Origin of the sequence: Roseibium sp., from assembly GCF_048260565.1 — a bacterium.
Taxonomy (GTDB): Bacteria; Pseudomonadota; Alphaproteobacteria; order Rhizobiales; family Stappiaceae; genus Roseibium.
Map to the genome: position 1 here is coordinate 160,389 of NZ_JBLXGP010000006.1, position 21,372 is coordinate 181,760.

Consider the following 21,372-nt stretch of genomic DNA (forward strand, 5'->3'; position numbering starts at 1 on the left):
TTCCGATGCGTAAACTGAGTTTGATAACGGCACTCGTTCTTGGATTTCTCGTCAGCCCCGCCATGGCGGAGATCATCGTTGTGGCAACGAGCGGTGACGTCGGCTTGCAGGCTGGACAGAAGCTCGATCCGGCGGATCAGATCTCGCTGCAGCAGGGCGCACGTATAACGACCCTGTCGAAGACAGGCGCCATGCGGGTCATCGACGGTCCTTATTCCGGGCCGGTCGACGCTCAGGACGAGGCACCCAAGGGAGGGACCGCGGTGGCTCAATGGGACGCGGTCAAGACGTTTCTCGGCGATCCGGATGCCCGAACGGAAGTCGTCGGCGCGTCGAGGAGCGCAAAGGTCGATCTGTTTGCAGCGCCCTCCAGCATCTGGGACGTCAGCGTCGACAGTTCGGGTCCGCGCTGCACCCGAGCCTCCGGGCTGGTTCTGTGGCGCAAGAACCCGACGCTGCCTCTGACCGTCTCGGTCCGGGGACCGGGCGTCCGTGTCACCGACCTGGACTGGCCGAAAGGGGATAACGCGCTCGCCCTGCCTGAGACCTTTGCCCCGGAAGACGGCCGTATGGTCGTCTCCCTCGATGGCAATCTGCGCGAACTGTCGGTCAAGGTTCTGCCGAAAGAGCTGGAAAATGCCGCACCGGGCCAGCTTCTTGTCTGGCTCGTCGACAACAAATGCGCGCGTCAGGCCCAGGCGCTGATCGCCCATGTGCATGCCCGGACCGAGATCAGGTAAGCGCGGCCTCAGTCCGCTTTACGGGGCTGTTGCCGGAGGCGATGCGAAGGAGGCCGACGGTCGGCCGCTGGCAAGCCTTTCCGCTTCCAGTTCGCTGATCCTGCGGTCGATCACGGACCGGTCGAGCATGCCGGAGACATTGTCCGTGGTCGGCAATGTCTCCGCAACATGAAGAAACCGCTCCCGGGCGACGTCATGCAGCCGGCGGAGTTCCGACAGCGGATCGGCGTGATCGTCGGTGCGGATATCCAGCCACGGGAAGGCCTCGCTCCGGACGATCCTGAGAGCGGCCGATTGCTTGCCGCGCTTGTCGCCGCCGGCCTTCTCGCCCGCTTCCATTGCCGTCAGAAGCCGTTCGACCAGCGGCAGGTCGGCATGTTTCAGGTAGCTCTCCAGGGTTTCCGCGATCACGCCCGGCCCGGCAAGCATGTTTCCGGCGACAGACACATTCTCTTCCACGAGATGCCCTGCCCAGTCGATGCATTTTTCGCCGGTGAAGGCGGCGGATCGCCCCTGCGCATCGATCAGGTGAAGCTGGCGTGAATGGCTGCCCTCGTCGCGTCCGACGACGGCTTCCAGGACTTCGTCCGCGGGTTTGCCGTCCCTCAACATTTGCAGCCCGTCCGTGCCGTAGAGCGGACTGATGAAGGCCTGGGTCGCAATGGCCCCGATGCCGCCCGCCATATAGGGAACGATGGCGCCCACCGCGAAGAAACGGCTGGCAACCGCAATACCGAACTCTCCCGTTCTGACGTCCCGGGCAACGATGGAATAGGTCATCTCATGTCTCCCGGACGTTTATCGGCCGACCGCATAGGCCTGCATCAGGCGTGGCGTGGCGGCGGCGCGCAACAGGCCGTTTTCCTCCCGCTTGGCCGCGGTCAGGCGGCCGACGGACCAGGCTGGCGCCTCGGTGATCGCGTGGCCCCTGGCGCGTAAGGAGGCCAGCACGTCCGCACCGATGCTTTCCTCAACCATAATATGGCCCGGCTGGCGCTGGCGCGGATGGAACGACGCGGGAAAATGGGTGGTGTGGAACAGCGGCAGGTCGATGCAGTGCTGCAGGTCCAGCCCGTGGTGGACATAGCGCAGGAACAGCTGCAGCTGCCACTGGTCCTGCTGGTCGCCGCCCGGCGTGCCGAAGGCCAGTGTCGGCCGGCCGTTGTGAAACGCGAGGCTCGGCGTCAGCGTCGTGCGCGGCCGCTTGCCCGGCGCCAGCGACGACGGCAATCCGTCTTCCAGCCAGAACATCTGCGCGCGCGAATTCAGGCAGAAGCCGAGGTTCGGAATGACTGGCGAGGACTGCAGCCAGCCGCCGGACGGCGTGGCGGAGAACAGGTTGCCCCAGCGGTCGATGATGTCGATGTGGACCGTGTCGCCGCGCCGTTCCGACAGGTGCCCCATGGTCGGCTCATAAACGCCGGTCTTGGTAATCCCTGCGCTGTCGATCACGGCAAGCGTCTTTTCCACCTGGGCCTCGAAACCCGGCAGGACGCCCGGACGCAGGTCGAAGGACGCCCGATCGGAAATGAGTGCCCGGCGTTGCGCATTGTAATCTTCCGAAAGCAGGGCCGCCATCGGAATGTCCATGAAGTCCGGGTCGCCGTAATAGGCCTCCCGGTCCGCATAGGCGAGTTTCATCGCCTCGGCGACGAGGTGGACGAAATCGGCTCCGGCCGGATCGAGGCTCGCGATATCGAACCCGCGCAGGATCGCAAGTGCCTGCAGCAGCACCGGACCCTGGCCCCACGGGCCGGTCTTGGCGACGGTCCAGTCGTGATAGTCGTCGGTAAGCGGATCTTCGTAAGAGGCGGACCAGCCGGCGAGATCGTCGGCGGTCAGCACGCCCTTGTGGGCGCTGCCGGAACCGTCCATTACCTCGGCGGTCTTCAGATAGGCTTCGATCTCCTCGGCAATGAAGCCGCGATAGAAGCAGTCGCGCGCAGCCTCGATCTGGGCTTCGCGGCCGGTCTTGCTTTCCGCTTCGCTCAAGAGGCGTTTCCAGGTCGCCGCCAGCACCGGCTGCTGGAACAGGGAATTGGCTTCCGGAACCTGCCCGCCGGGCAGCCAGGTCTGATGGGACGTCGGCCATTCGGTCTCGAAGAACTCCTTCAGTCCGTCGATCGCCTTGCAGGTGATCGGCAGGATCGGCTGGCCGTGTTCGGCGTAATAGATCGCCGGTTCCAGTACGTCGCGGAGCGCCATGGTGCCGTGGTCGCGCAGAAGCTGCATCCAGCCGTCGAAGGCGCCCGGGATGACCGTGGCAAGCAAGCCGTTGCCCGGAATGAAGTCGATGCCTTCGCTCTTGTAATGATCGATGGTGGCCCCAGCCGGCGCCGTCCCTTGCGCGCAGAGCACTTTGGTTTCGCTTGTCCGCGCGTCGTGGAAGATCGCCGGCAGGTCGCCGCCGAAGCCGTTCAGTTGCGGCTCGACCACCTGCAGTACGAAGCCGGTTGCGACCGCCGCATCGAAGGCGTTGCCGCCCTTTTCCAGGATGCTCATTCCGACGGCGGTGGCGATCCAGTGGGTGGATGTCACGACGCCGAAGGTGCCTTTGATTTCGGGACGGGTGGTGAAAGCGGTCATGGTGTTCTCTTGATTATCGGTCTCTGTCGAAACCTGTTTGCATTATCAGCCTTCGCGCGGGTCGAGCGCGTCGCGAAGGCCGTCTCCCAGTAGATTGAAGCCGAGGACGACAAGGAAGATGGCCGCACCCGGCCACCAGGCCATCCACGGCGCCTGTGTCATGAAATTCTTGGCAACGTTCAGCATGGACCCCCAGCTCGGATCGGGCGGCTGTTGTCCAAGTCCGAGGAACGAAAGACTGGCTTCGGCAATGATGGCGGTCGCCACCGTCAGGGTCGCCTGCACCAGCACCGGCGCGAACACGTTCGGCAGCACGTAGCGGGTCATGATCGCAAGATCCGTCAGGCCGATGGCGCGCGCGCCCTCCACATAGTCTTCCGTCTTGACCGAAAGCACCTGTCCGCGGGTCAGGCGCACGAAAATCGGCATGGCGGACAGGCCGATGGCGAGCATGGCATTGGTCAGGCTCGGACCCAGGAAGGCGGCAAGCGCGATGGCGAGGATCAGGAACGGCGTTGCCAGCAGCGCATCCGTCACCCTTGAAATCCCCTGGTCGATCCAGCCGCCGAAATAGCCGGAGAGCAGCCCGAAGGGCACGCCGATCAGCACGGCGATGAAGACCGAAACCACCCCCGCCATAAGGGAGGCCTGCGCCCCCCAGATCATGCGGGACAGGATATCCCGGCCGATTTCGTCGGTGCCGAGCCAGTGGGCGGCGGACGGCGCCTTGCGGATCGCGCTCCAGCTCGTCGCGGACGGATCTGCGATCGGCAGCAGGGGAGCGGCCACGGCGATGACGATGAAGAAGGCAACGATGACGAAGCCGACAAGCGCACTCTTGTTGGCCTTGAGCTTCTTCCAGGCGCGGCTTTCGCGGCGGATGGTTTCCTCGCCCGGGACGGCATGATCGGTCGTGACGCTCACAGGGCACTCCTCATGCGCGGGTTGAGCAGGAAATACAGGATATCGGCGATCAGGTTCATCAGGATGAACCCGGCCGCGGTGCACAGGACGATGCCCTGGACGACCGCGTAGTCACGGGTAAAGACCGCATCGACGATCAGCTTGCCGAAGCCGGGAATGGTGAAGATCTGCTCGGTCAGGACGGCGCCGGCCAGGAGCTCGCCGAACAGGAGCGCGCTCAGGGTCACGATGGGCAGCAGGGCATTGCGGAAGGCATGCTTGATGATGACGACCCGCTCGCCCAGGCCCTTGGCACGGGCGGTGCGCACGTAATCCGCTTTCAGGACGCCGAGCATGGCGGAGCGGGTGTGGCGCATCAAGGTGGCGGCCTGCGCGGTGCCGAGAACGAAGGCCGGCATGATCATGGTCTGGAAGGACCGGACGGGATCGACGAAGGGCGATTCGTAGCCGGAGGCCGGCAGCCACCCCAGGTTCACCGAGACGAGCATGATCAGCATGATGCCGAGCCAGAAATTGGGAATGGAAAGACCGGACAGCGCGACGATATTGGCGATGTAGTCGACCGGCGTGCCTTTCTTCGCCGCGGACAGGATGCCGGCCGGAATGCCGATCAGGAAGGCGATGATCATCGCCATGATCGCAAGCTGGATCGTGACCGGAAGCTTGTCCGCGATCAGGTCGAGCACCGGCTGGTTGGTGCGCAGCGAAACGCCGAGATCGCCATGGAGCATGGCCTCGACCCAATAGAAATACTGGTAAAGGATCGGCTCGGTCAGATGATATTTCTGGCGGATGAACTCCAGCATCTGCGGATCCCGTTCCTCACCGGCAAGCACCAGCGCCGGGTCTCCGGGCAGCAGCTTCTGCAGCACGAACACGAAGATCGACACGAGGATCAGGGTCGGGATCGCAATCGCCAGCCGGCGGGCGATGTAGGAAAGCATGGGCTCACATCCGATGGAGTGGAACCCGGCCGGAGCCGGGTCCCAATGGCTGTTTCGTGTGGGTTATTTGAACTTCACGTTCTCAAGCCGGATCATGCCGTCCGGATAGGCGGTGAAGCCTTCCATCTTGTCGGACAGGGCCCAGATCCAGGTCTGATGGTAAAGATAGATGATCGGCATATCCTGGATCAGGATGTCCCTTGCCGCATCATACTTCGCCTTGCGGACAGCGTTGTCGGTGCTGCGGCGGGCTTCGTCGAGCAGCTTGTCGACGTCCGGGTTGCAGTATTTGCTGTCGTTGATACCGCCCTTGCAGGTCATGAACTGGTGGATGTTGCCGTCCGGATCCACGCGGCCCGACCAGCCCACCTGGCTTGCCTGGTAGTTGCCGGCCGACTGGTCGGCGAGCAGGCTGGCGAATTCCATCGACTTCAGCTTGACGTTGAAGCCCGCCTCGGCGGCCATGGCCTGAACCACCTGCATCAGCTGGGTCTGGACGGGATTGTTGGCGACCTGCACTTCCACGTCCAGGCTGTCGTAGCCGGCTTCCTTGAGGAGCGCCTTTGCCTTTTCCACGTCGCGGGCGGGGACCGGGTAGTCCTTGTCATACCAGGGGCTCGTCGGCGGGAACGGCTGGTTGCCCGGCGCAAACACGCCTTCGAAGACGACCTGGTTGATGGCATCACGGTCCAGCGACAGGCTGAAGGCCTGGCGGATCTTCGGGTCGTTGCCGAACGGGTTGTCGCCGCGCTCGCCGTTGTTGAGGTTCACGGTGATGCCCTGGTAGCCGAGGCTGACGGCTTCCGCATATTGCAGGCCGCTGTCCGATTTGACCGAAGCCGCATCCGTTGCCGCCAGGCGTTCCAGCATGTCCAGATCGCCGGAGCGCAGGTTGGCCAGGCGCACGGTGGTGTCCGGGATCGGCAGGAAGGTCACCTTGTCGAAATGGATCGCGTCCTTGTTCCAGTAGTCGGCGAACTTCTCAAGCACGATCCGGTCCTGCGCGACACGTTCGACGAACTTGAACGGGCCGGAGCAGACCGGGTTGGCACCAAGGTCGGCGCCGGCAGCCGCAGCGGCGGTCGGCGACAGCATCATGCCGGAACGGTCGGCGAACTGGGCAAGCAGGGTCGCATCCGGCGCCTTCAGCGTGAACTTGACCTGGTAGGGGCCGGTAACCTCGACGCCTGCGATCGACTTCACTTCGCTCTTGCGGCGGCTTTCCGGCAGGTTCTGGGAGCGGTCGATGTTCGCCTTCACCGCTTCCGCGTTGAACGGCGTGCCGTCATGGAAGCTTGCGTCTTCGCGCAGGTTCATGGTCAGCGTCATGCCGTCGTCGGACCAGCTCCAGTCCGTGGCGAGCTGCGGAATGATTTCCAGGTCAGGGGTGATGTCGACCAGCTTGTCGCACAGCGACGCATAGACGATACGTCCGACAAACGTCCGGGACTGATCCGGGTCGAGAACGTCCGGATCTTCCTGCAGGCCGATGCGGAGGTCCGCCGCCAGCGCAGGGGTCAACACGGAGCTTGCGCCGAGCAAGAGCGCGGCGAGCAGTTGTTTACGCATTTTCACTTCTCCTCTGGGTGTTTCGAGGCCGGGAGCCCGTCGATGGGGCTTTGTGCTTTTTTTGACTCCAGTCCCGATAAAGAGCGAAACGCCGGTCCGCCGCTGCGGTTCTTGGCGGTTCGCTATTCTGGCTTTGCGCGGTGCCGGCGAGGGAGTGCCAATGGTGGCAGGCCACCTGGCGGTCTTCGCCGGCCGCGCTCAAAAGAGGTTTTTCGGTGCCGCAGATCGCGGTCGCATGGGGGCACCTTGTGTGGAACCGGCACCCGGTGGGCGGCGCCAGCGGCGAAGGTACGTCACCCTTCAGATCGGCCAGCATGCCGCGGCTGTGGGGCGAGGGGATCGGGATCGCCTGCATCAGCGCCTGCGTGTAGGGATGCAGCGGCGCGTCATAAAGCGCATCCGTGTCGGCCAGTTCCACGATCTCGCCCAGATACATGACCGCCACCCGGTCGCTCATGTGGCGGATCACGGCCAGGTCATGGGCAATCAGGATCAGGGTCAGTTCGAACTCGTCCTTCAGGTCTTCCAAGAGGTTGATGACCTGGGCCTGGACTGAAACGTCGAGCGCGGACACCGGCTCGTCGCCGATGATCACCTTCGGACCGCTGGCGAGCGCCCGGGCAATGCCGATGCGCTGGCGCTGTCCGCCGGAAAACTCGTGCGGGTAGCGGTTGGAAAATTCCGGCCGCAAGCCGACCTTCTGCAGGAGATCGGCGACCTTGCGCCGCCGCTCAGTGCGTGGCAGACGCGTGTGCACCTTCATCGGTTCCTCGATGATGGCGCCGACGGTCATGCGCGGGTTGAGCGAGGAAAACGGGTCCTGGAACACGAACTGCAGCTCGCCGCGCAGGCGCCGCATTTCCCGTTCCGACAGGGTGGAAATGTCGTTGCCGTCATAGAGCACTTCACCGGACGTCGGCTTGATCAGCCGGACCAAAAGGCGCGCCAGGGTCGACTTGCCGCAGCCGCTTTCGCCGACGATGGACAGGGTCTCACCGCGCCGGACGGTCAGGCTGACCCCGTCCACGGCCCGGACGACCTTCTTTTCGGCAAACAGGCTGCCGCCGCTGGTGAAGTGCCGGGCGACGGCGCGGGTTTCCAGGATCCTGTCTTTTGTCGGAACGCTCATGCGCAGGCCTCCGCGAATGTGGCCTCAAGCGGCGCATGCACGCAGGCGACCCGGTGACCGCCTTCGACCGTCTGCAGCGGCGGCGGGGCCGCGGTGCAGGCCGTATCCGCAAAGGGGCAGCGCGGCGCGAACCGGCATCCGGCCGGCATGGTGTCGATGGTCGGCACCATGCCGGTGATCGTGGTCAGGCGGCCGGAGCGCTTGCCGATGGAGGGGATCGAGCTCATCAGGCCGATGGTGTAAGGGTGCTGCGGATCGTCGAAGATCATTTCGGCCGTGCCTTCCTCGACGATGCGCCCGGCATACATGACCGCCACCTTGTCGGCGATTTCCGCGACCACGCCGAGGTCGTGGGTGATCATGACCAGCGCCGTGCCGGTTTCGGATTGCAGCTCCCGGATCAGGTCAATGATCTGCGCCTGGATGGTGACGTCGAGCGCCGTGGTCGGCTCGTCGGCAATCAGGAGGGCGGGATCGTTGGCAAGGGCCATGGCGATCATGACGCGCTGGCGCATGCCACCGGAAAGCTGGTGCGGGTAATCGTCGAGCCGCTGGGCTGCCGCCGGGATTTTGACCCGGTCCAGCATTTCAAGGGCCCGGGCGCGGGCTTGGCTACGGGAGACCGGCTTGTGGCGCAGCACGACCTCGGCGATCTGGTCGCCGATCCGGTAGGCCGGATTGAGCGAGGTCATCGGCTCCTGAAAGATCATCGCCATCCGGTTGCCGCGGATGTCCCCCATTTCCCGGCGCGGAAGGGACAGCAGATCCATGCCGTCGAAAAGTGCTGTGCCCGAGACGATTTCGGCCGGCGGCATGGGCAGAAGGCCCATCAGCGACAGGGCGGTCACCGACTTGCCGCAGCCGCTTTCACCGACAATGCAAAGCGTCGATCCGGGTGCGACCGAAAAGGAAACGCCGTCGACCACGTTGGCTTTCGATCCCTTGAAGCGCACCGCAAGGTCCCGGACCTGCAATAGGTCGGCGGTCTCCGCTTCGCGGCCAGCGTTCTCGTCAGACGGCATCGGTCAGCTCCGCGGACGACTGGAACAGCAGGCGCTCCTGCAGGGCGAGCAGATGCTGGCGCATGGTCTTTTCCGCGGCGATCGGATCGCGGCGTTCGATTGCGTCGATCACCTGGATATGCTGCGACTTGTAGAGAGACAGGGCATCGCTGGTGCGAATGGCTTCGCGCACGTGGCGCCAGGCGTCGTTCTGGCGAACCCGGTCGACCACATCGAACAGGGCGAGAAACAGCGTGTTGCCGGCCGCACTCGCAATCGCCCGGTGCAGGGCACCGTCCCAGAGTTCGCGGCTGTCCAGGTCGTCGGCGCTTGCGACCTTTTCGGCCAGGTCGCGCATGGCGGCCACGTCCGACGGCGTCGCCCGGAGCGCGGCAAGTTGCGCCAGCACCGGCTCGATCCGCAGGCGGACTTCCATCACCTCGAGCATGTTGCTGACTTCCGGAAGCTTCCGGATCTGGCGTTCCGGATGGGTCGGCTCTGGCCCGATAAACGTGCCGGAGCCCTGCCGCCGCCAGATGCGGCCTTCCGTTTCCATGACCTCGAGCGCCCGGCGGACGGCGCGCCGGCCGACGCCGATCTCCTCGGCCAGCTCCCGCTCGGTCGGAAGCTGGTCGCGCCCGTCCATCTGCAACTGATCGACGATGATCCTCAGGCGCTCCAGCGCAAGACTGGAATTTCTCTGTGCGGGTCTGTCGTTTCCGGTCATGGCCAATCTTTGCGGAACCAATTTCTATTGGTCACATTATTGGAGCATGATCCGAAAAGGGGCAAGATCCTGATTTAGGCAATGTTCCTTTTTTGGAGAGATGGGAGCGGGTCATGATCAGCCGCGGTTTGCAGTGTTCGGAAAAGCGGTTGATTCCAAATACCTTGACGCATCATAGGCTTGGGTTTCCGTTGGCAATCCGGCACTTTCCAGGGAGCTCGCCTGCCTTTGTTTTGGGCGGGCTGCGCAAGGCGTGGGCGCGGGTTCCGGCGACCTTGCATCGGAACGTTCAATCGTTTCTCGCTGAGGGGCCATTGCGAAATTGGATTCATATTGGTTGCGGATTCGATCCGGCACTGGTCCTCCGGCAGGGAAATTCCTATGCTTGCTTCCAAAGCCGGCGGCGGGGCGGAATAGGCCCGTCATCCTGTCAACGACGACCATGTTTGGACGAACGATGTGCGTGAATTGCAGAACCGCGAGCTATACGATCCATGCGGCGCAGCACCATTTCGGTTGGGACAACTCCATTGCCCCGGTCGAAAAAGTGGCCCCGGGGAAGGTGCTGGAATTCGAATGCATTGACAGTTCCGCCGGCCAGCTGACGCCCGATAGCACCGCGAATGACCTTGCCTCAATGGATCCTGGCAAGATCAATCCGGTCACAGGCCCGATCCATGTGGACGGGGCCGAGCCTGGCGATGCGCTGGTTGTGAAGATACTCGACTACAAGCCCTCCGGCTTCGGCTGGACCGCGAACATCCCGGGCTTCGGATTGCTGGCGGACCAGTTCAAGGACCCGGCGCTGCATATCTGGTCCTACGACAAGGACAATCCCGTCTTGTCGGCCTTCTCCCCGTTCGGAAAGGTTCCGCTGAAACCGTTCGCGGGCACCATCGGCGTTGCGCCGGCGGAGGCCGGCCGTCATTCGGTCATCCCGCCACGCCGTGTCGGCGGCAACATGGATATCCGCGACCTGGCCGCCGGGACGACGCTTTATCTGCCTGTCGAAGTGGCGGGCGCGTTGTTTTCCATCGGCGACACCCATGCGGCCCAGGGCGACGGCGAGGTTTGCGGCACGGCCATCGAAAGCCCGATGAACGTGGTTCTGAAATTCGATCTGATAAAGGGCGCGGATCTGAAGATGCCGCGCTTCGAGACGCCCGGCCCGGTCACCCGCCATCTCGACGAGAAGGGCTACGAGGTCACGACAGGTATCGGCGAAAACCTGTTTGAAGGCGCGCAGGGAGCCGTGTCCAACATGATCGATCTCCTGTGTGCCCGTCACGGCTACAGCCCGGTGGATGCCTACATGCTCTGCTCGGTCTGCGGCGATCTCCGGATTTCCGAAATCGTCGACGCGCCGAACTGGGTCGTATCGTTCTATTTTCCGAAGGTCGTTCTGGATTGACGCGTCGCGATCAGGACGAAAACTTTCTTCCTGACAGATCTGTATCGCGCATCTGAAAACAGAGAAAATTCCCATGTGGCGAAACAACTGATCGCCACTGAAACCTCGCGTCGTGAGCGCACGCAATTGCCAGAAACGCCGCAAGCGGAGCGGGGGTCGATTTCATTTGGTGGCTGGAGCGAGCTCTTGCTGCAGGTTGTCGAGTTTGAAAATGGTCTGCAGGGACTGTTCGTTAATTTTTTCATTTTTATCGAGAAAATTTTTCCACGTTTCGGGTGGAACAACTGTCGTTGATGGAATGGTCACGCTCGGATCATTGCTCTTTATAGATGCCAATACTGAATTCATTCGTTCTGATGTGTCTTTGACAGTCTGGCTCAGGATTTTTATTTGGTCGTTTATTTCTTTCTGCTGTTCCGTAATCGACTTGACTTGATCAGTAAGGGTCGCAGTCGCTTCCTTTGTCGTAAACTTGATGCCGCCGTCCGACCATTCAAAATTCACGACATGAGGCATCGCAACTAGTGCTACGCCGAGGGCGAATAACAAAGCTTGCCCTGTTGAAATCGTGTGCTGTCGAAACACAAAAAGACTCGCAACGAATAAAAGAATGACGCCAATGGCTGTAAATACCCATGAAGTAATATCCATAATGCATCCTCCCCGAGAAAAATATTAACATACAATTATAAATGTGCAATTTGAGTTGATCAGCCGTGGGAAGTTTCGGCTTAACATGAATTTGGGTCGCGTCAGTAACGTCGCGTCCGGCTGGCGAGGGCGTTGAGAGCGGATGGGGATGCGCGGGAATTGAATTCTGGGACGCTTGGATCTGGAGCATTCGAACTTCGATAACGACAACAGGTTTCGCGTTACCGGCTTCCGGGCCGGCGGACGGCGCGCACCTTGCCGCTGCCGCCGCCGCCACAGAAGAAACGGCTGGCGCCATCGGATTCCATGCCCGACACGCCGGTTCCTTCCGGCATCTCGAGACATTCCAGCACCTCGCCCGTCTGAGGGTCGATGCGCCGGATGTCGCTCTTGTCGTCCTGCCAGGTGCCGTGCCAGAACTCGCCGTCCACCCAGGTGACGCCGGTGACGAACCGGTCGGAGTCGATGGTGCGCAGGATTGTCCCCGTTTCCGGATCGACCTGATGGATCTTGCAGCCGCGGTGCTGGCCGACCCAGAGGGTTCCCTCCGCCCAGGCAAGCCCGGAATCCCCGCCCTCGCCGGGCGCCGGGATTGTGCCGAGCACCTCGCCCGTCTCCGGGTCGATCTTGCGAATGACCGTTTCCGCAATCTGGAACAGGTGCTTGCCGTCGAAGGCCGTTCCCGCGTCCGCGCCGATCTCGATCGTCCTGGATGTCTCCCCGCTGTCCGGATCAAGGGCGGTCAGCCTGTCGCCGGTTGCGAACCAGACCTTGTTGCCGTCGAAGCTGACCCCGGCCACGGCCTCGACGCCGGGGAAGGGACCGTATTCGCGGAGGATTTCTGCGGAAGTGCGTTTCATGGCTCCAACCTCACTTATGAGTTTACAACCTAGCGGCTGATCGCCGAAGCGGGGAGTAACAAACTTGTCGGGAAACCGGGCACGGTCGATGCGATCCAGCGGCAGGCCCGGCCGCGGCCGAAACTTTCGACCTTGCCGGTTTCAGCCAGCGCCTCGAGCGCCCGCTGGACCGTGCGCGGGCTGACATCAAGCGCCTGCGCCAGCGCCGAGCTCGACCAGGCCTCGCCATCTGCGAGCAGGGCCAGGACGTCGCCGTGATCTTCTTCCACTGGCGGTGCCAGCACGACAACCGAATTCGCCGATTTGGAGGCCAGCACAAAGCCCCGGCTTGTGGCGCTGAGTTCGGCCAGGGGCTTGATCGCATCGCGAAGTCGTCCGATCTCGACGCGCAGCCGCCCGCGATGGGACTCGTCCGCATGGCGCGCACCGAAGGCCCGCGTCAGGAGTTTTTCCCGCGCAGCATCCCCGGGCCAGGCTTCGGCAAGCGCGCGCAGGAGCGTGAAAAGCACCGGACGGCTCGCCAGTGGAACCGAGGTCGGCCCGCAACGCACCGCATTGCGGCAGGCATCGACGACAAGCGCTTTCGAGGCCAGCAACGCCTCGACGTCCCCGAGTTTGAGCAGCCGTTCACCCCCTTGCGTTATCAGGCGCGCGGCAGGGGCTTCAAAGGCTTGTATTGCCCGGTCGACCTCGGCCTCCAGCGCGGGAATTCCGGTTGCCCGTGCCGCGCGCGCCGCCCGCTCGAGCGCAGCCTGCGCCTGCATCGCCCGGATGCGCCGCATGGCGATCCCGGCACTCACCAGTTCGTATCCCGGCCGGGCCACCGGTGGCAGGGTGTCGATCTCGATTCCGGACAGCACCTGTTCGGCCCCGTCGAGCTGCCCGATCAGAAGCAGGTGCCGGGCCTCGAGGAAGCCGGCATAGGCTGCATTTATCCGGTCGCCATGGGCGTCGAGCATGGCCCGCGCCGGCCCAAGGAGGTGCAATGATTTTCCGAGATCACGTGAGACGAGCGCGATCTCCGCCTCGGCGACCTGGCACCTCGCGCGGTGCATGGGCTCCACCGTTCCGAAGGCGCGCGCGGCCTTCCGCAACAGCTCCCTGGCAAGGGCAAGATCGCCCAACTGCGCCATGGCGATGCCGCGCAGGGCAAGCGCCGGGGCATCGTCGCGCAGCGCAACCCGTTTCAGGGCGCCGAGCGGATCGCCGCTCGCAAGGGCGCGGCCGGCCGCGGTGATCAGCGAGTCCATTCAAATCCCGTCACACTTGTAACTCACACCGGGTCCTCCCCCCGTTCTACATCCTTGTCCGGTTCTGCAACCGCAGGCAACGCCCAAATCGGAACGGAGAAACGGACATGACCACACCCGCAATACCGGCCGAATGCAAGACCGGGGCCCGGTTGCCCCGCGACGCGGCCGACTGGCTCGGCCTCGCCGCCTCTCCGGTTTTCGCGCTGATGGCTTGGATTTCGGCGGGCGATGCCTCGCAGACCCCGATCTGCTCCTCGGCACCGGGCCTGCTGCCCATTGGCGGCATGACCTGGATGTACCTGCTGATGAGCCTTTTCCACCTGTCGCCCTGGCTGAAGCTCGCTTCCCGCCGGCCGCGACCGACAACCTGACTAGCAAACCGCACTGAAGGAGACTGACCATGCAACATTCCGTCGTTTCAAGAAATGAATGGCTGGACGCCCGCAAGGCGCTTCTGGCGAAGGAACTCGACCTGACCCACGACCTCGACGCCCTGCGCGCCGAGCGCAGGCAGCTGCCCTGGGTCAGGATCGACAAGCCTTATGTTTTCGAGGGACCTGCAGGCCCCTGCGCACTGGAGGATCTGTTCGAAGGCCGCAGCCAGCTTGCCGTCTATCACTTCATGCTGACGCCGGGTTCCGACCATATCTGCTCCGGCTGCTCGTTCATCGCCGACAACATCGACGCCGCTCGGCAGCATTTCGAGCACGCGGACCTGGCCTTCGCCGCGGTTTCCCGCGCGCCGATCAAGCGGATCATGGAGGTGAAGGACCGCATGGGCTGGACCTTCAACTGGGTCTCCTCCGGCGGCAACGATTTCAACTACGATTTCGGCGTCTCCTTCACCGAGGAAGACCGCGCTTCCGGGCGGGCGACCTACAACTACGGCAAGACGAAGATCGAAAAGGCCCAGGACATGTTCGGCGTCAGCGTCTTCGCAAAGGACGAGGCCGGCGCCCTCTACCACACCTACTCCACCTACCACCGCGGCGCCGAACTCCTCATGGGCGCCTTCAACTGGCTCGACCTGACGCCCAAGGGCCGCAACGAAAACGGCTCCATCATGGGCTGGGTCAAGCTGCACGACAGCTATTGAGGCGGTGCCGTACTTGCTGCTTGGCAAGGGTGATTGATCTCGACGATCAGGCCCCGCGCGCGAAGGCGAGCGGGGCACCCGGAGCCCATATTAATTTACAACCTAATCCAGGCCGGATTACACTTTGGAAAGAGCAAACTTATAAACGAGGATAATTAAGCGAGCAGGTCAGCGCCTAAATCCCTGCCGCTCCATTCTCCCCATGCGCGACAAGAGCGGAGGGAGAGGGGAGGGTTGGCATCGCATTTCGAAATGCGACACATTTCCAACGGCAAGCACCTGGCAATTGGAATGCTCTATCGGTGGTTACTATGTGGTTACTTTTCGAAAAACCACATTCGCCGATATGATGCTAAGTCTTTGAAAAATTTGGCGCACCCGACAGGATTCGAACCTGTGACCTCTGCCTTCGGAGGGCAGCGCTCTATCCAGCTGAGCTACGGGTGCGTGGTCGGCAGCCTTGGTGCCGACAGACTGTCCTGATACCCGATTGACCAGTCAGGGGCAATTGCTTTCTTCAAAAGATGCAAGCCTCGTTTTTCCGGTCGCGGTTACCCGCTGTCAGCGCATGCATCTGTCCGAAGTATACACGCGTTCGGAGAGCTCCCGGAACTGGAACACGCAGCCGATGGGTCGCAATCGGGACGGTCTTGGTTGGAAATGCATGATCGGAGCGGGCCGGCGTGTGATTTTCTTGTTCCAATCGCCGGATCCCCGAGCTTGGGAACGTTAACTTTTCGCGCCTGGTGAGGGGGCCGACAAGCAATAAAAAAAACGCGCGACCAAGCACGGGCCGCGCGAAATAAGTTACTGTGCACGTGGCCCCATCGACCACAGCGCGCATACTACTAAGGACAGAGGCGTTTGTCATTACCGTAAAAAAATTTATTTTTTGATTTACCGTACGGGAATCGATCACTTGTATTCATTCAAAGGACGGTGACCGGATGGTCGTGCGGCCGGACGGCATCCGTCAGCTCCAAAAGGCCATCATTTCCCGCAATCCGGCACCTTGTGGGTCTCGCCGTCGGCTCCGGCCACGGTGATGCGCACCTTTGCAACGCCCTGCGGCAAAAAGCCCAATTTGCCGGCTGCTGCTTTCGTCACGTCGATCACCCGGCCTTTCACGAAGGGTCCGCGATCGTTGATCCGGACCGTGATTTCCCTGCCATTTCTGAGATTTGAGACCTTGACGAGCGTGCCGAAGGGCAACGTCCGGTGAGCAGCGGCCATGGCATTCGGATTGGCGCGCTCACCGCTCGCGGTCTTGGACGTCAGCGCATACCAGGAAGCCTTGCCGCACTGGATAAATGTCGGGCTCGCCTCGGCGGTCTGACGAGGCAGGACAAGAAAACCGGTAGAAAACAGCATCAGGCTCGTGAGAGCGAAGACCCTGGACGTCGGCAGCGCGGACGGAAAAAATGTATGCACTTTTACGAAGGCAGTGCAGATCTTGGGCGGCAGCATGTGCTTATCCTTGCGACCGGCTTTCCGTCGAAAGCCCGCTGAAAATTCAAGGTGTTCTATTGCCGGACAAGGTGGTGAAATTGAGGCGGGCATTTTTGCACGGCAAGGTTTATTTTATTTTTATAATAAATTGAACACTAAAAAAACAAGTATATCGTATTAACAGCTCGTTAAATATAATTTCTCGAAGGTCTGTGGGTATCGATATCGTAATATTTCTTAGGAGATAACTCGTGTTAAACATGAAGAAATTCGCAAAACGTCAATTAGTTATTGAGTGGTGACGTCTGGAAAACCGTCGAATTTCTGAAAGGGCGGCTTGTGCCGAACAGTCAAGGGGTGATCTGCAGTCAGGAGGATACCTCCTTTCGTGCGGCTTCAAACAAAGCGACCGGATTATACGGCTCCCTGCTGGAGGTGATCCCGCAGCCGGCCGCGTTTCTGGACAGCAGCGGTGCGATTGTCGCGGTAAACAAGGCCTTTGGATCGTTCCTGGGCCTCGGAAGCGGCGATTCCATCGGCAAAAGATTTTCCGATTTTCTGTCCCGGGAAACACTACGGCGATGCCAGCCTGCCCTGAAAGCCGCCTTTAACGGAACGCCTTCCGAAATCATCGGCAAACTGGTGTCTGCTTCGGGCGGGGATCTGGGCGGGAAGGCCGTTTGCACGCCGATCATTCTCCAGGACGAGGCATCGGCGGTCGTCCTGTTCCAGTTTGACGGGTCTCCCGGGGAGTCGGAACGTTTGCGGATCGACGACCTTCTGACCCGATTTCCGGACGATGTTCTGATCTTCGGTGCACTGGACGAAGCAGCGTCTATCCACGCGCGCCTCGAAGATGCCGCGGGCGGATCCATCGACCCGGCCGAACTATGCCTCATGCTCGAAAACTGTCTGAACGGCGACGTGCAGACGCTCTACACCGGATTGAACAGGCAAAAAAACGCCTGCGAACCCGGACCGGCCGCGAAAATTACCGAAATACGTCTTGTCCCGCTGGCCGAGCCATCGAACCAGGATCGACCCGGCGTGATGGCGATTGTTCGCGGCAATGTGGATTCCCCCCATGAGGTGGAGGAATACAGGCGCCTGGCCTATCAGGATGCGCTCACCGGCCTGTCGAACCGGCGCGCCTTTCTGGCATTTCTGCAGGAGCACCTTGCCAGGCTGGAGGACAACCCTCTGGGGGGCCTCGCTGTGTTCTACTTTGACCTCGACGAATTCAAGAAGGTCAACGATCTTGGCGGTCATGACGCCGGCGACGAAATGCTTGTGCGGGTGGCATTCGCCCTGCAGCGCTGTTTCTGCGATATCGGCTGCGTCGGGAGGATCGGCGGCGACGAATTTGCCGGCATGTGCCTGTTGCCGGATGAAGGCCATGCGCTCGATCATGCGGAGCGGGTCCTGGACGCGCTGTCCCGGATCCGGCTCGAGGTCAGCAACCGCATTTTCACCATCGGCAGCTCGATCGGGATCTCGTTCCTGACCTCGCAGGCCGTGGACAGGAGCATCGATCCGTCCGCTTTGCTACGGTTGGCGGATGCCGCTTGCCTGCGCGGCAAGAGGATAGGCGGCCGGACGGTCCACCTGCATAAGGCGGAAGCGGGAGACTTCCTGCTCGACAGTGCCGTACCGGTCAAGGTTATCGAGCCGGACGATATCCGGGCCAACGACTTTGAGCTCTATTCCATGCCGATCCGGTTTCTTCAGGAAGACCGGCCATGCGGAGATGAAATTCTGCTTCGTCTGAGAGGGGAGAAAGGATCCGGTTTTTCTCCCCGGGTCCTCATCTCGGCTGCGGAGCGCAGTGGTTATGTGGCACAAATCGAAGGCTGGACCCTGGATAAGGTCCTGGACGCGGCCGCGGCTCGCGGCACCAAAACCATATTGACTGTGAATGTGTCCGCCGAGTCGGCCGGTAATCCGGATTTCCTGGATATCCTGCAAAAGCGGCTGCGTGACAATCCGCTCCTGGCAAGCCGAATATGTCTGGAAGTCGCGGAAAAGGATTTTCTGCGCGAACCGACGACGATCGAGAGTTTTTTCCGGTTCCTGATCGATCTCGGCGGCCAAACGGCGATCGATGATTTTGCCGGGCACTGGCCGGTGCTGGCACGCCTGACCGATTTGCAGGTCGACTGGATCAAGCTCGATGCCAGCCTGACCCAGCAGGTCACCAGGGACAGGGCCAAGGCGCTGGTCCTGAAGGGTCTGACCGATGCGGCCCATGACCTTGGCATCAAGGTGATCGCCAAGCATGTGGAGACGGAACGGGAAATGACACTTTTGCGCGCACTCGGCATCGAAGCCGCGCAGGGCTATTTCTTCGGCAAACCGGTTCCCTGGATGTAAGGGCTCCGGGTTGAGGGGCCCCTGTGCTTAGAGACCCCTGTGTTTAGAGGACCCTGTGTTTAGAGGACCCGGGGTTTAGGGGACTCAGGTCTGTCGGACATGGCCCCGGATCCGGCCGGGGCCGGAAACGGGGCACCAAGACATCAGATATCCAGATTGGCGACGCTCAGGGCGTTGTCCTGGATGAATTCGCGCCGCGGTTCGACTTCGTCGCCCATCAGCTTGGTGAAAATGTCGTCCGCATCGTCGGCTTCGCGGATCTTCACCTGCAGCAGGGAGCGGGCGTTCGGATCGAGGGTGGTTTCCCAGAGCTGTTCCGGGTTCATCTCGCCGAGGCCCTTGTAGCGCTGCAGCGAAATGCCCTTCTGTCCGTAAGCGAAAATCTGCTCGAGCAGGGTCCTGGGTCCGCGGATCTCGGTGTGGATATCCTTCCGGCGCAGGTTCGCCGCCTTGCCGTAGATTTCCTGGAGATGATCGGCATGGGACGCCAGCCGCCGGGCATCCGACGAACTCAACAGTGCCGCATCGATGGTCGCAACCTCTTCCACGCCGCGAACGGTCCGCCGGAAGACGAGACTGCCGTCCTCCTGCGCCTCGCCGGTCCAGCCGCGCTCGAATTCGTCCGCCAGGATATCGAGCCGACGGGCGATATAGGCAGCCGCATCGGCCGCTTTGTCCCGATCGTGGAGAACTTCGGAGTTCAATGCGCCCGCAATTGCCGCCTGCTCGACGACGGTACGATCGTAGCGCGAATGCAGGCCGTCGAAGATCGAGGCGATGGCACGCGCCTGTTCGAGAACCTCGCGCAGATCCTTGCCGGTGCGCACTTCGCCATTGGCGAGGGTGAGGGAGGAATCCTCCAGGCCGGTGGAAATCAGGTAATCCTCAAGCGCCTTCTGGTCCTTCAGGTACTGTTCCGACTGCCCGCGCTTGACCTTGTAGAGCGGCGGCTGGGCGATATAGATGTAACCGTTTTCGATCAGGTCCTGCATCTGGCGGAAGAAGAAGGTCAGAAGCAGGGTCCGGATGTGGGCGCCGTCCACGTCCGCATCGGTCATGATGATGATCTTGTGGTAGCGCAGCTTCTCGATATTGAATTCTTCCTTGCCGATCCCGGTCCCGAGCGCTGTGATCAGGGTTCCGATCTCGTTCGACGACAGCATCTTGTCGAACCTGGCGCGCTCCACGTTGAGGATCTTGCCGCGCAGGGGCAAAACGGCCTGGTTTTCGCGGTGCCGGCCCTGCTTCGCCGAGCCGCCTGCGGAATCACCCTCGACCAGGAACAGTTCGGCCTTGGCCGGATCGCGCTCCTGGCAGTCTGCGAGCTTGCCGGGCAGGGAAGCGATATCGAGGGCTCCCTTGCGCCGGGTGAGCTCACGGGCCTTGCGCGCCGCTTCGCGTGCGGATGCCGCTTCGACCACCTTCGAAACGATCGAGCGCGCCGGGGCCGGGTTTTCCTCAAACCAATCGGCAAGCGCGCTGGAGATCAGGTTTTCAACGACGGGCCGAACCTCGGAGGAAACCAGTTTGTCCTTGGTCTGGGAGGAGAACTTGGGGTCCGGCACCTTGACCGACAAAACGCAGGTCAGGCCTTCCCGGCAGTCGTCGCCGGTGAGCGAAACCTTTTCCTTCTTCAACAGGCCCGCGCTTTCGGCATAGCCGGTCACCTGGCGCGTCAGCGCGCCGCGGAAGCCGGCCAGGTGGGTGCCGCCGTCGCGCTGGGGGATGTTGTTGGTGAAGCACAGGACGTGTTCGTGATAGCTGTCGTTCCACCACATGGCGGCTTCGACCGTGATGCCGTCCCGCTCCGCCATCATGGTGATCGGAGCCTCGATCAGCGGATGTTTCGCCCGGTCCAGATAACGCACGAAGGCTTCGAGCCCGCCTTCATAGAACAGGTCCTCGACCACGTCTTCCACGCCGCGCTTGTCGGTGAGCAGGATCCGCACGCCGGAATTCAGGAAAGCGAGTTCCCGCAACCGGTGTTCCAGGGTGGCAAAGTCGAAGTCGGTCTTCGTGAAGGTTTCCGGCGACGGCAGGAAGGTGACCTCCGTCCCCTTTTTGCCGTCTGCCGGCCCGACCACTTCAAGCGGGCTCTGGGCATCGCCATGGGCAAAGGTCATGAAATGCTCTTTGCCATTCCGCCAGATCCTGAGGTCCAGTCGCGTGGACAGGGCGTTCACCACCGAGACGCCCACCCCGTGAAGACCGCCTGAGACCTTGTAGGAATTCTGGTCGAACTTTCCGCCGGCATGAAGCTGGGTCATGATGACCTCCGCCGCCGAAACACCTTCCTCGGTGTGCATGTCGGTCGGGATCCCGCGGCCGTTGTCGGTCACGGTGACCGATCCGTCGGGGTTCAGGGTGACGGTGACCCTGTCGGCATGACCGGCAAGGGCCTCGTCGATCGCGTTGTCGACGACCTCATAGACCATGTGGTGCAGACCCGAACCGTCATCGGTGTCACCGATATACATTCCCGGGCGCTTGCGTACCGCGTCGAGGCCTTTCAGGACCTTGATGGAATCCGCGCCGTATGCGTCTTCGTCGGTGTCATTCTGAGGGGTATCGTTCATGCGAATCAGCTGCTCGTGGGTGTGTGTCTTACGGTTCGTTATACGGCGTTTCCGGCATCATTCAACTCGGCCGGGAAGGCGGTTGT

18 protein-coding genes and 1 tRNA gene are annotated in these 21,372 nt (G+C 62.0%); 5 read left to right on the forward strand and 14 right to left on the reverse strand.

All coding sequences use genetic code 11. The annotated features are described in order from the left end of the window. Window positions 1-5: 5 nt before the first annotated feature. Entirely contained in the window at window positions 6-740 is a 735-nt protein-coding gene (locus ACN0SO_RS15000) for a hypothetical protein (RefSeq protein WP_417679091.1), read from the forward strand. An 18-nt stretch (window positions 741-758) separates the two neighbouring features. Here ACN0SO_RS15000 and ACN0SO_RS15005 read toward each other — a convergent pair whose 3' ends face one another. The 8 genes from ACN0SO_RS15005 to ACN0SO_RS15040 all read right to left on the reverse strand — a co-directional run bounded on the left by ACN0SO_RS15005 (window position 759) and on the right by ACN0SO_RS15040 (window position 9,620). After that, complete coding sequence (locus ACN0SO_RS15005; RefSeq protein WP_417679093.1) at window positions 759-1,520, reverse strand: DUF1028 domain-containing protein; 762 nt, start codon at window positions 1,518-1,520, stop codon at window positions 759-761. 18 nt (window positions 1,521-1,538) lie between these two features. Further along, window positions 1,539-3,326, reverse strand: coding sequence for a gamma-glutamyltransferase family protein (locus tag ACN0SO_RS15010; protein ID WP_417679095.1), 1,788 nt, complete (start codon window positions 3,324-3,326; stop codon window positions 1,539-1,541). 45 nt (window positions 3,327-3,371) lie between these two features. Then, window positions 3,372-4,250 (reverse strand): ABC transporter permease, encoded by an 879-nt coding sequence (locus ACN0SO_RS15015; protein ID WP_417679097.1) that lies wholly within the window; start codon window positions 4,248-4,250, stop codon window positions 3,372-3,374. Continuing rightward, complete coding sequence (locus ACN0SO_RS15020) at window positions 4,247-5,194, reverse strand: ABC transporter permease (RefSeq protein WP_417679100.1); 948 nt, start codon at window positions 5,192-5,194, stop codon at window positions 4,247-4,249. Before ACN0SO_RS15020 ends, ACN0SO_RS15015 begins: the two co-directional genes overlap by 4 nt. Before the next feature lie 63 nt (window positions 5,195-5,257). Next, window positions 5,258-6,769 (reverse strand): ABC transporter substrate-binding protein, encoded by a 1,512-nt coding sequence (locus tag ACN0SO_RS15025; protein WP_417679102.1) that lies wholly within the window; start codon window positions 6,767-6,769, stop codon window positions 5,258-5,260. Continuing rightward, window positions 6,756-7,892 (reverse strand): ABC transporter ATP-binding protein, encoded by a 1,137-nt coding sequence (locus ACN0SO_RS15030; RefSeq protein WP_417679104.1) that lies wholly within the window; start codon window positions 7,890-7,892, stop codon window positions 6,756-6,758. The genes ACN0SO_RS15025 and ACN0SO_RS15030 overlap by 14 nt, the downstream gene beginning before the upstream one ends. Next, window positions 7,889-8,914: an ABC transporter ATP-binding protein gene (locus tag ACN0SO_RS15035; RefSeq protein ID WP_417679106.1), complete on the reverse strand. Its 1,026-nt coding sequence runs from the start codon at window positions 8,912-8,914 to the stop codon at window positions 7,889-7,891. Before ACN0SO_RS15035 ends, ACN0SO_RS15030 begins: the two co-directional genes overlap by 4 nt. Then, window positions 8,904-9,620, reverse strand: a complete 717-nt coding sequence (locus ACN0SO_RS15040) for a FadR/GntR family transcriptional regulator (protein ID WP_417679108.1) — start codon at window positions 9,618-9,620, stop codon at window positions 8,904-8,906. Before ACN0SO_RS15040 ends, ACN0SO_RS15035 begins: the two co-directional genes overlap by 11 nt. A gap of 457 nt (window positions 9,621-10,077) precedes the next feature. Between ACN0SO_RS15040 and ACN0SO_RS15045 the strand changes: the two genes are divergently transcribed. Next, a complete protein-coding gene (locus tag ACN0SO_RS15045; protein ID WP_417679110.1) occupies window positions 10,078-11,031 on the forward strand; it encodes an acetamidase/formamidase family protein in 954 nt (317 codons plus the stop codon). Between the two features lie 162 nt (window positions 11,032-11,193). Here ACN0SO_RS15045 and ACN0SO_RS15050 read toward each other — a convergent pair whose 3' ends face one another. From ACN0SO_RS15050 to ACN0SO_RS15060, 3 genes are all read right to left on the reverse strand, one after another. Next, entirely contained in the window at window positions 11,194-11,682 is a 489-nt protein-coding gene (locus tag ACN0SO_RS15050) for a hypothetical protein (RefSeq protein WP_417679112.1), read from the reverse strand. Window positions 11,683-11,903: 221 nt separating this feature from the next. Beyond that, window positions 11,904-12,542 carry a glutamine cyclotransferase gene (locus tag ACN0SO_RS15055; RefSeq protein ID WP_417679114.1) on the reverse strand — a complete coding sequence of 213 codons (639 nt, stop codon included), beginning with the start codon at window positions 12,540-12,542 and terminating at the stop codon, window positions 11,904-11,906. Between the two features lie 29 nt (window positions 12,543-12,571). Then, entirely contained in the window at window positions 12,572-13,792 is a 1,221-nt protein-coding gene (locus ACN0SO_RS15060; protein ID WP_417679116.1) for an HTH domain-containing protein, read from the reverse strand. Window positions 13,793-13,899: 107 nt separating this feature from the next. Here ACN0SO_RS15060 and ACN0SO_RS15065 point away from each other — a divergent pair, with 107 nt between their 5' ends. Beyond that, the gene (locus ACN0SO_RS15065) at window positions 13,900-14,166 is read left to right on the forward strand and encodes a hypothetical protein (RefSeq protein ID WP_417679118.1); all 267 of its coding nucleotides are present in this window, start codon (window positions 13,900-13,902) and stop codon (window positions 14,164-14,166) included. Between the two features lie 29 nt (window positions 14,167-14,195). After that, entirely contained in the window at window positions 14,196-14,891 is a 696-nt protein-coding gene (locus ACN0SO_RS15070; RefSeq protein WP_417679120.1) for a DUF899 domain-containing protein, read from the forward strand. A 370-nt stretch (window positions 14,892-15,261) separates the two neighbouring features. Here ACN0SO_RS15070 and ACN0SO_RS15075 read toward each other — a convergent pair. Further along, window positions 15,262-15,338, reverse strand: a tRNA-Arg gene (locus ACN0SO_RS15075). Between the two features lie 543 nt (window positions 15,339-15,881). Beyond that, complete coding sequence (locus tag ACN0SO_RS15080; RefSeq protein ID WP_417679365.1) at window positions 15,882-16,262, reverse strand: septal ring lytic transglycosylase RlpA family protein; 381 nt, start codon at window positions 16,260-16,262, stop codon at window positions 15,882-15,884. Between the two features lie 417 nt (window positions 16,263-16,679). Between ACN0SO_RS15080 and ACN0SO_RS15085 the strand changes: the two genes are divergently transcribed. Further along, complete coding sequence (locus ACN0SO_RS15085) at window positions 16,680-18,710, forward strand: EAL domain-containing protein (RefSeq protein ID WP_417679122.1); 2,031 nt, start codon at window positions 16,680-16,682, stop codon at window positions 18,708-18,710. A gap of 143 nt (window positions 18,711-18,853) precedes the next feature. Here the strand turns inward: ACN0SO_RS15085 and gyrB are convergent, their stop codons facing one another. After that, window positions 18,854-21,286 (reverse strand): DNA topoisomerase (ATP-hydrolyzing) subunit B, encoded by a 2,433-nt coding sequence (gyrB, locus tag ACN0SO_RS15090; protein WP_417679124.1) that lies wholly within the window; start codon window positions 21,284-21,286, stop codon window positions 18,854-18,856. Window positions 21,287-21,372 lie beyond the last annotated feature (86 nt).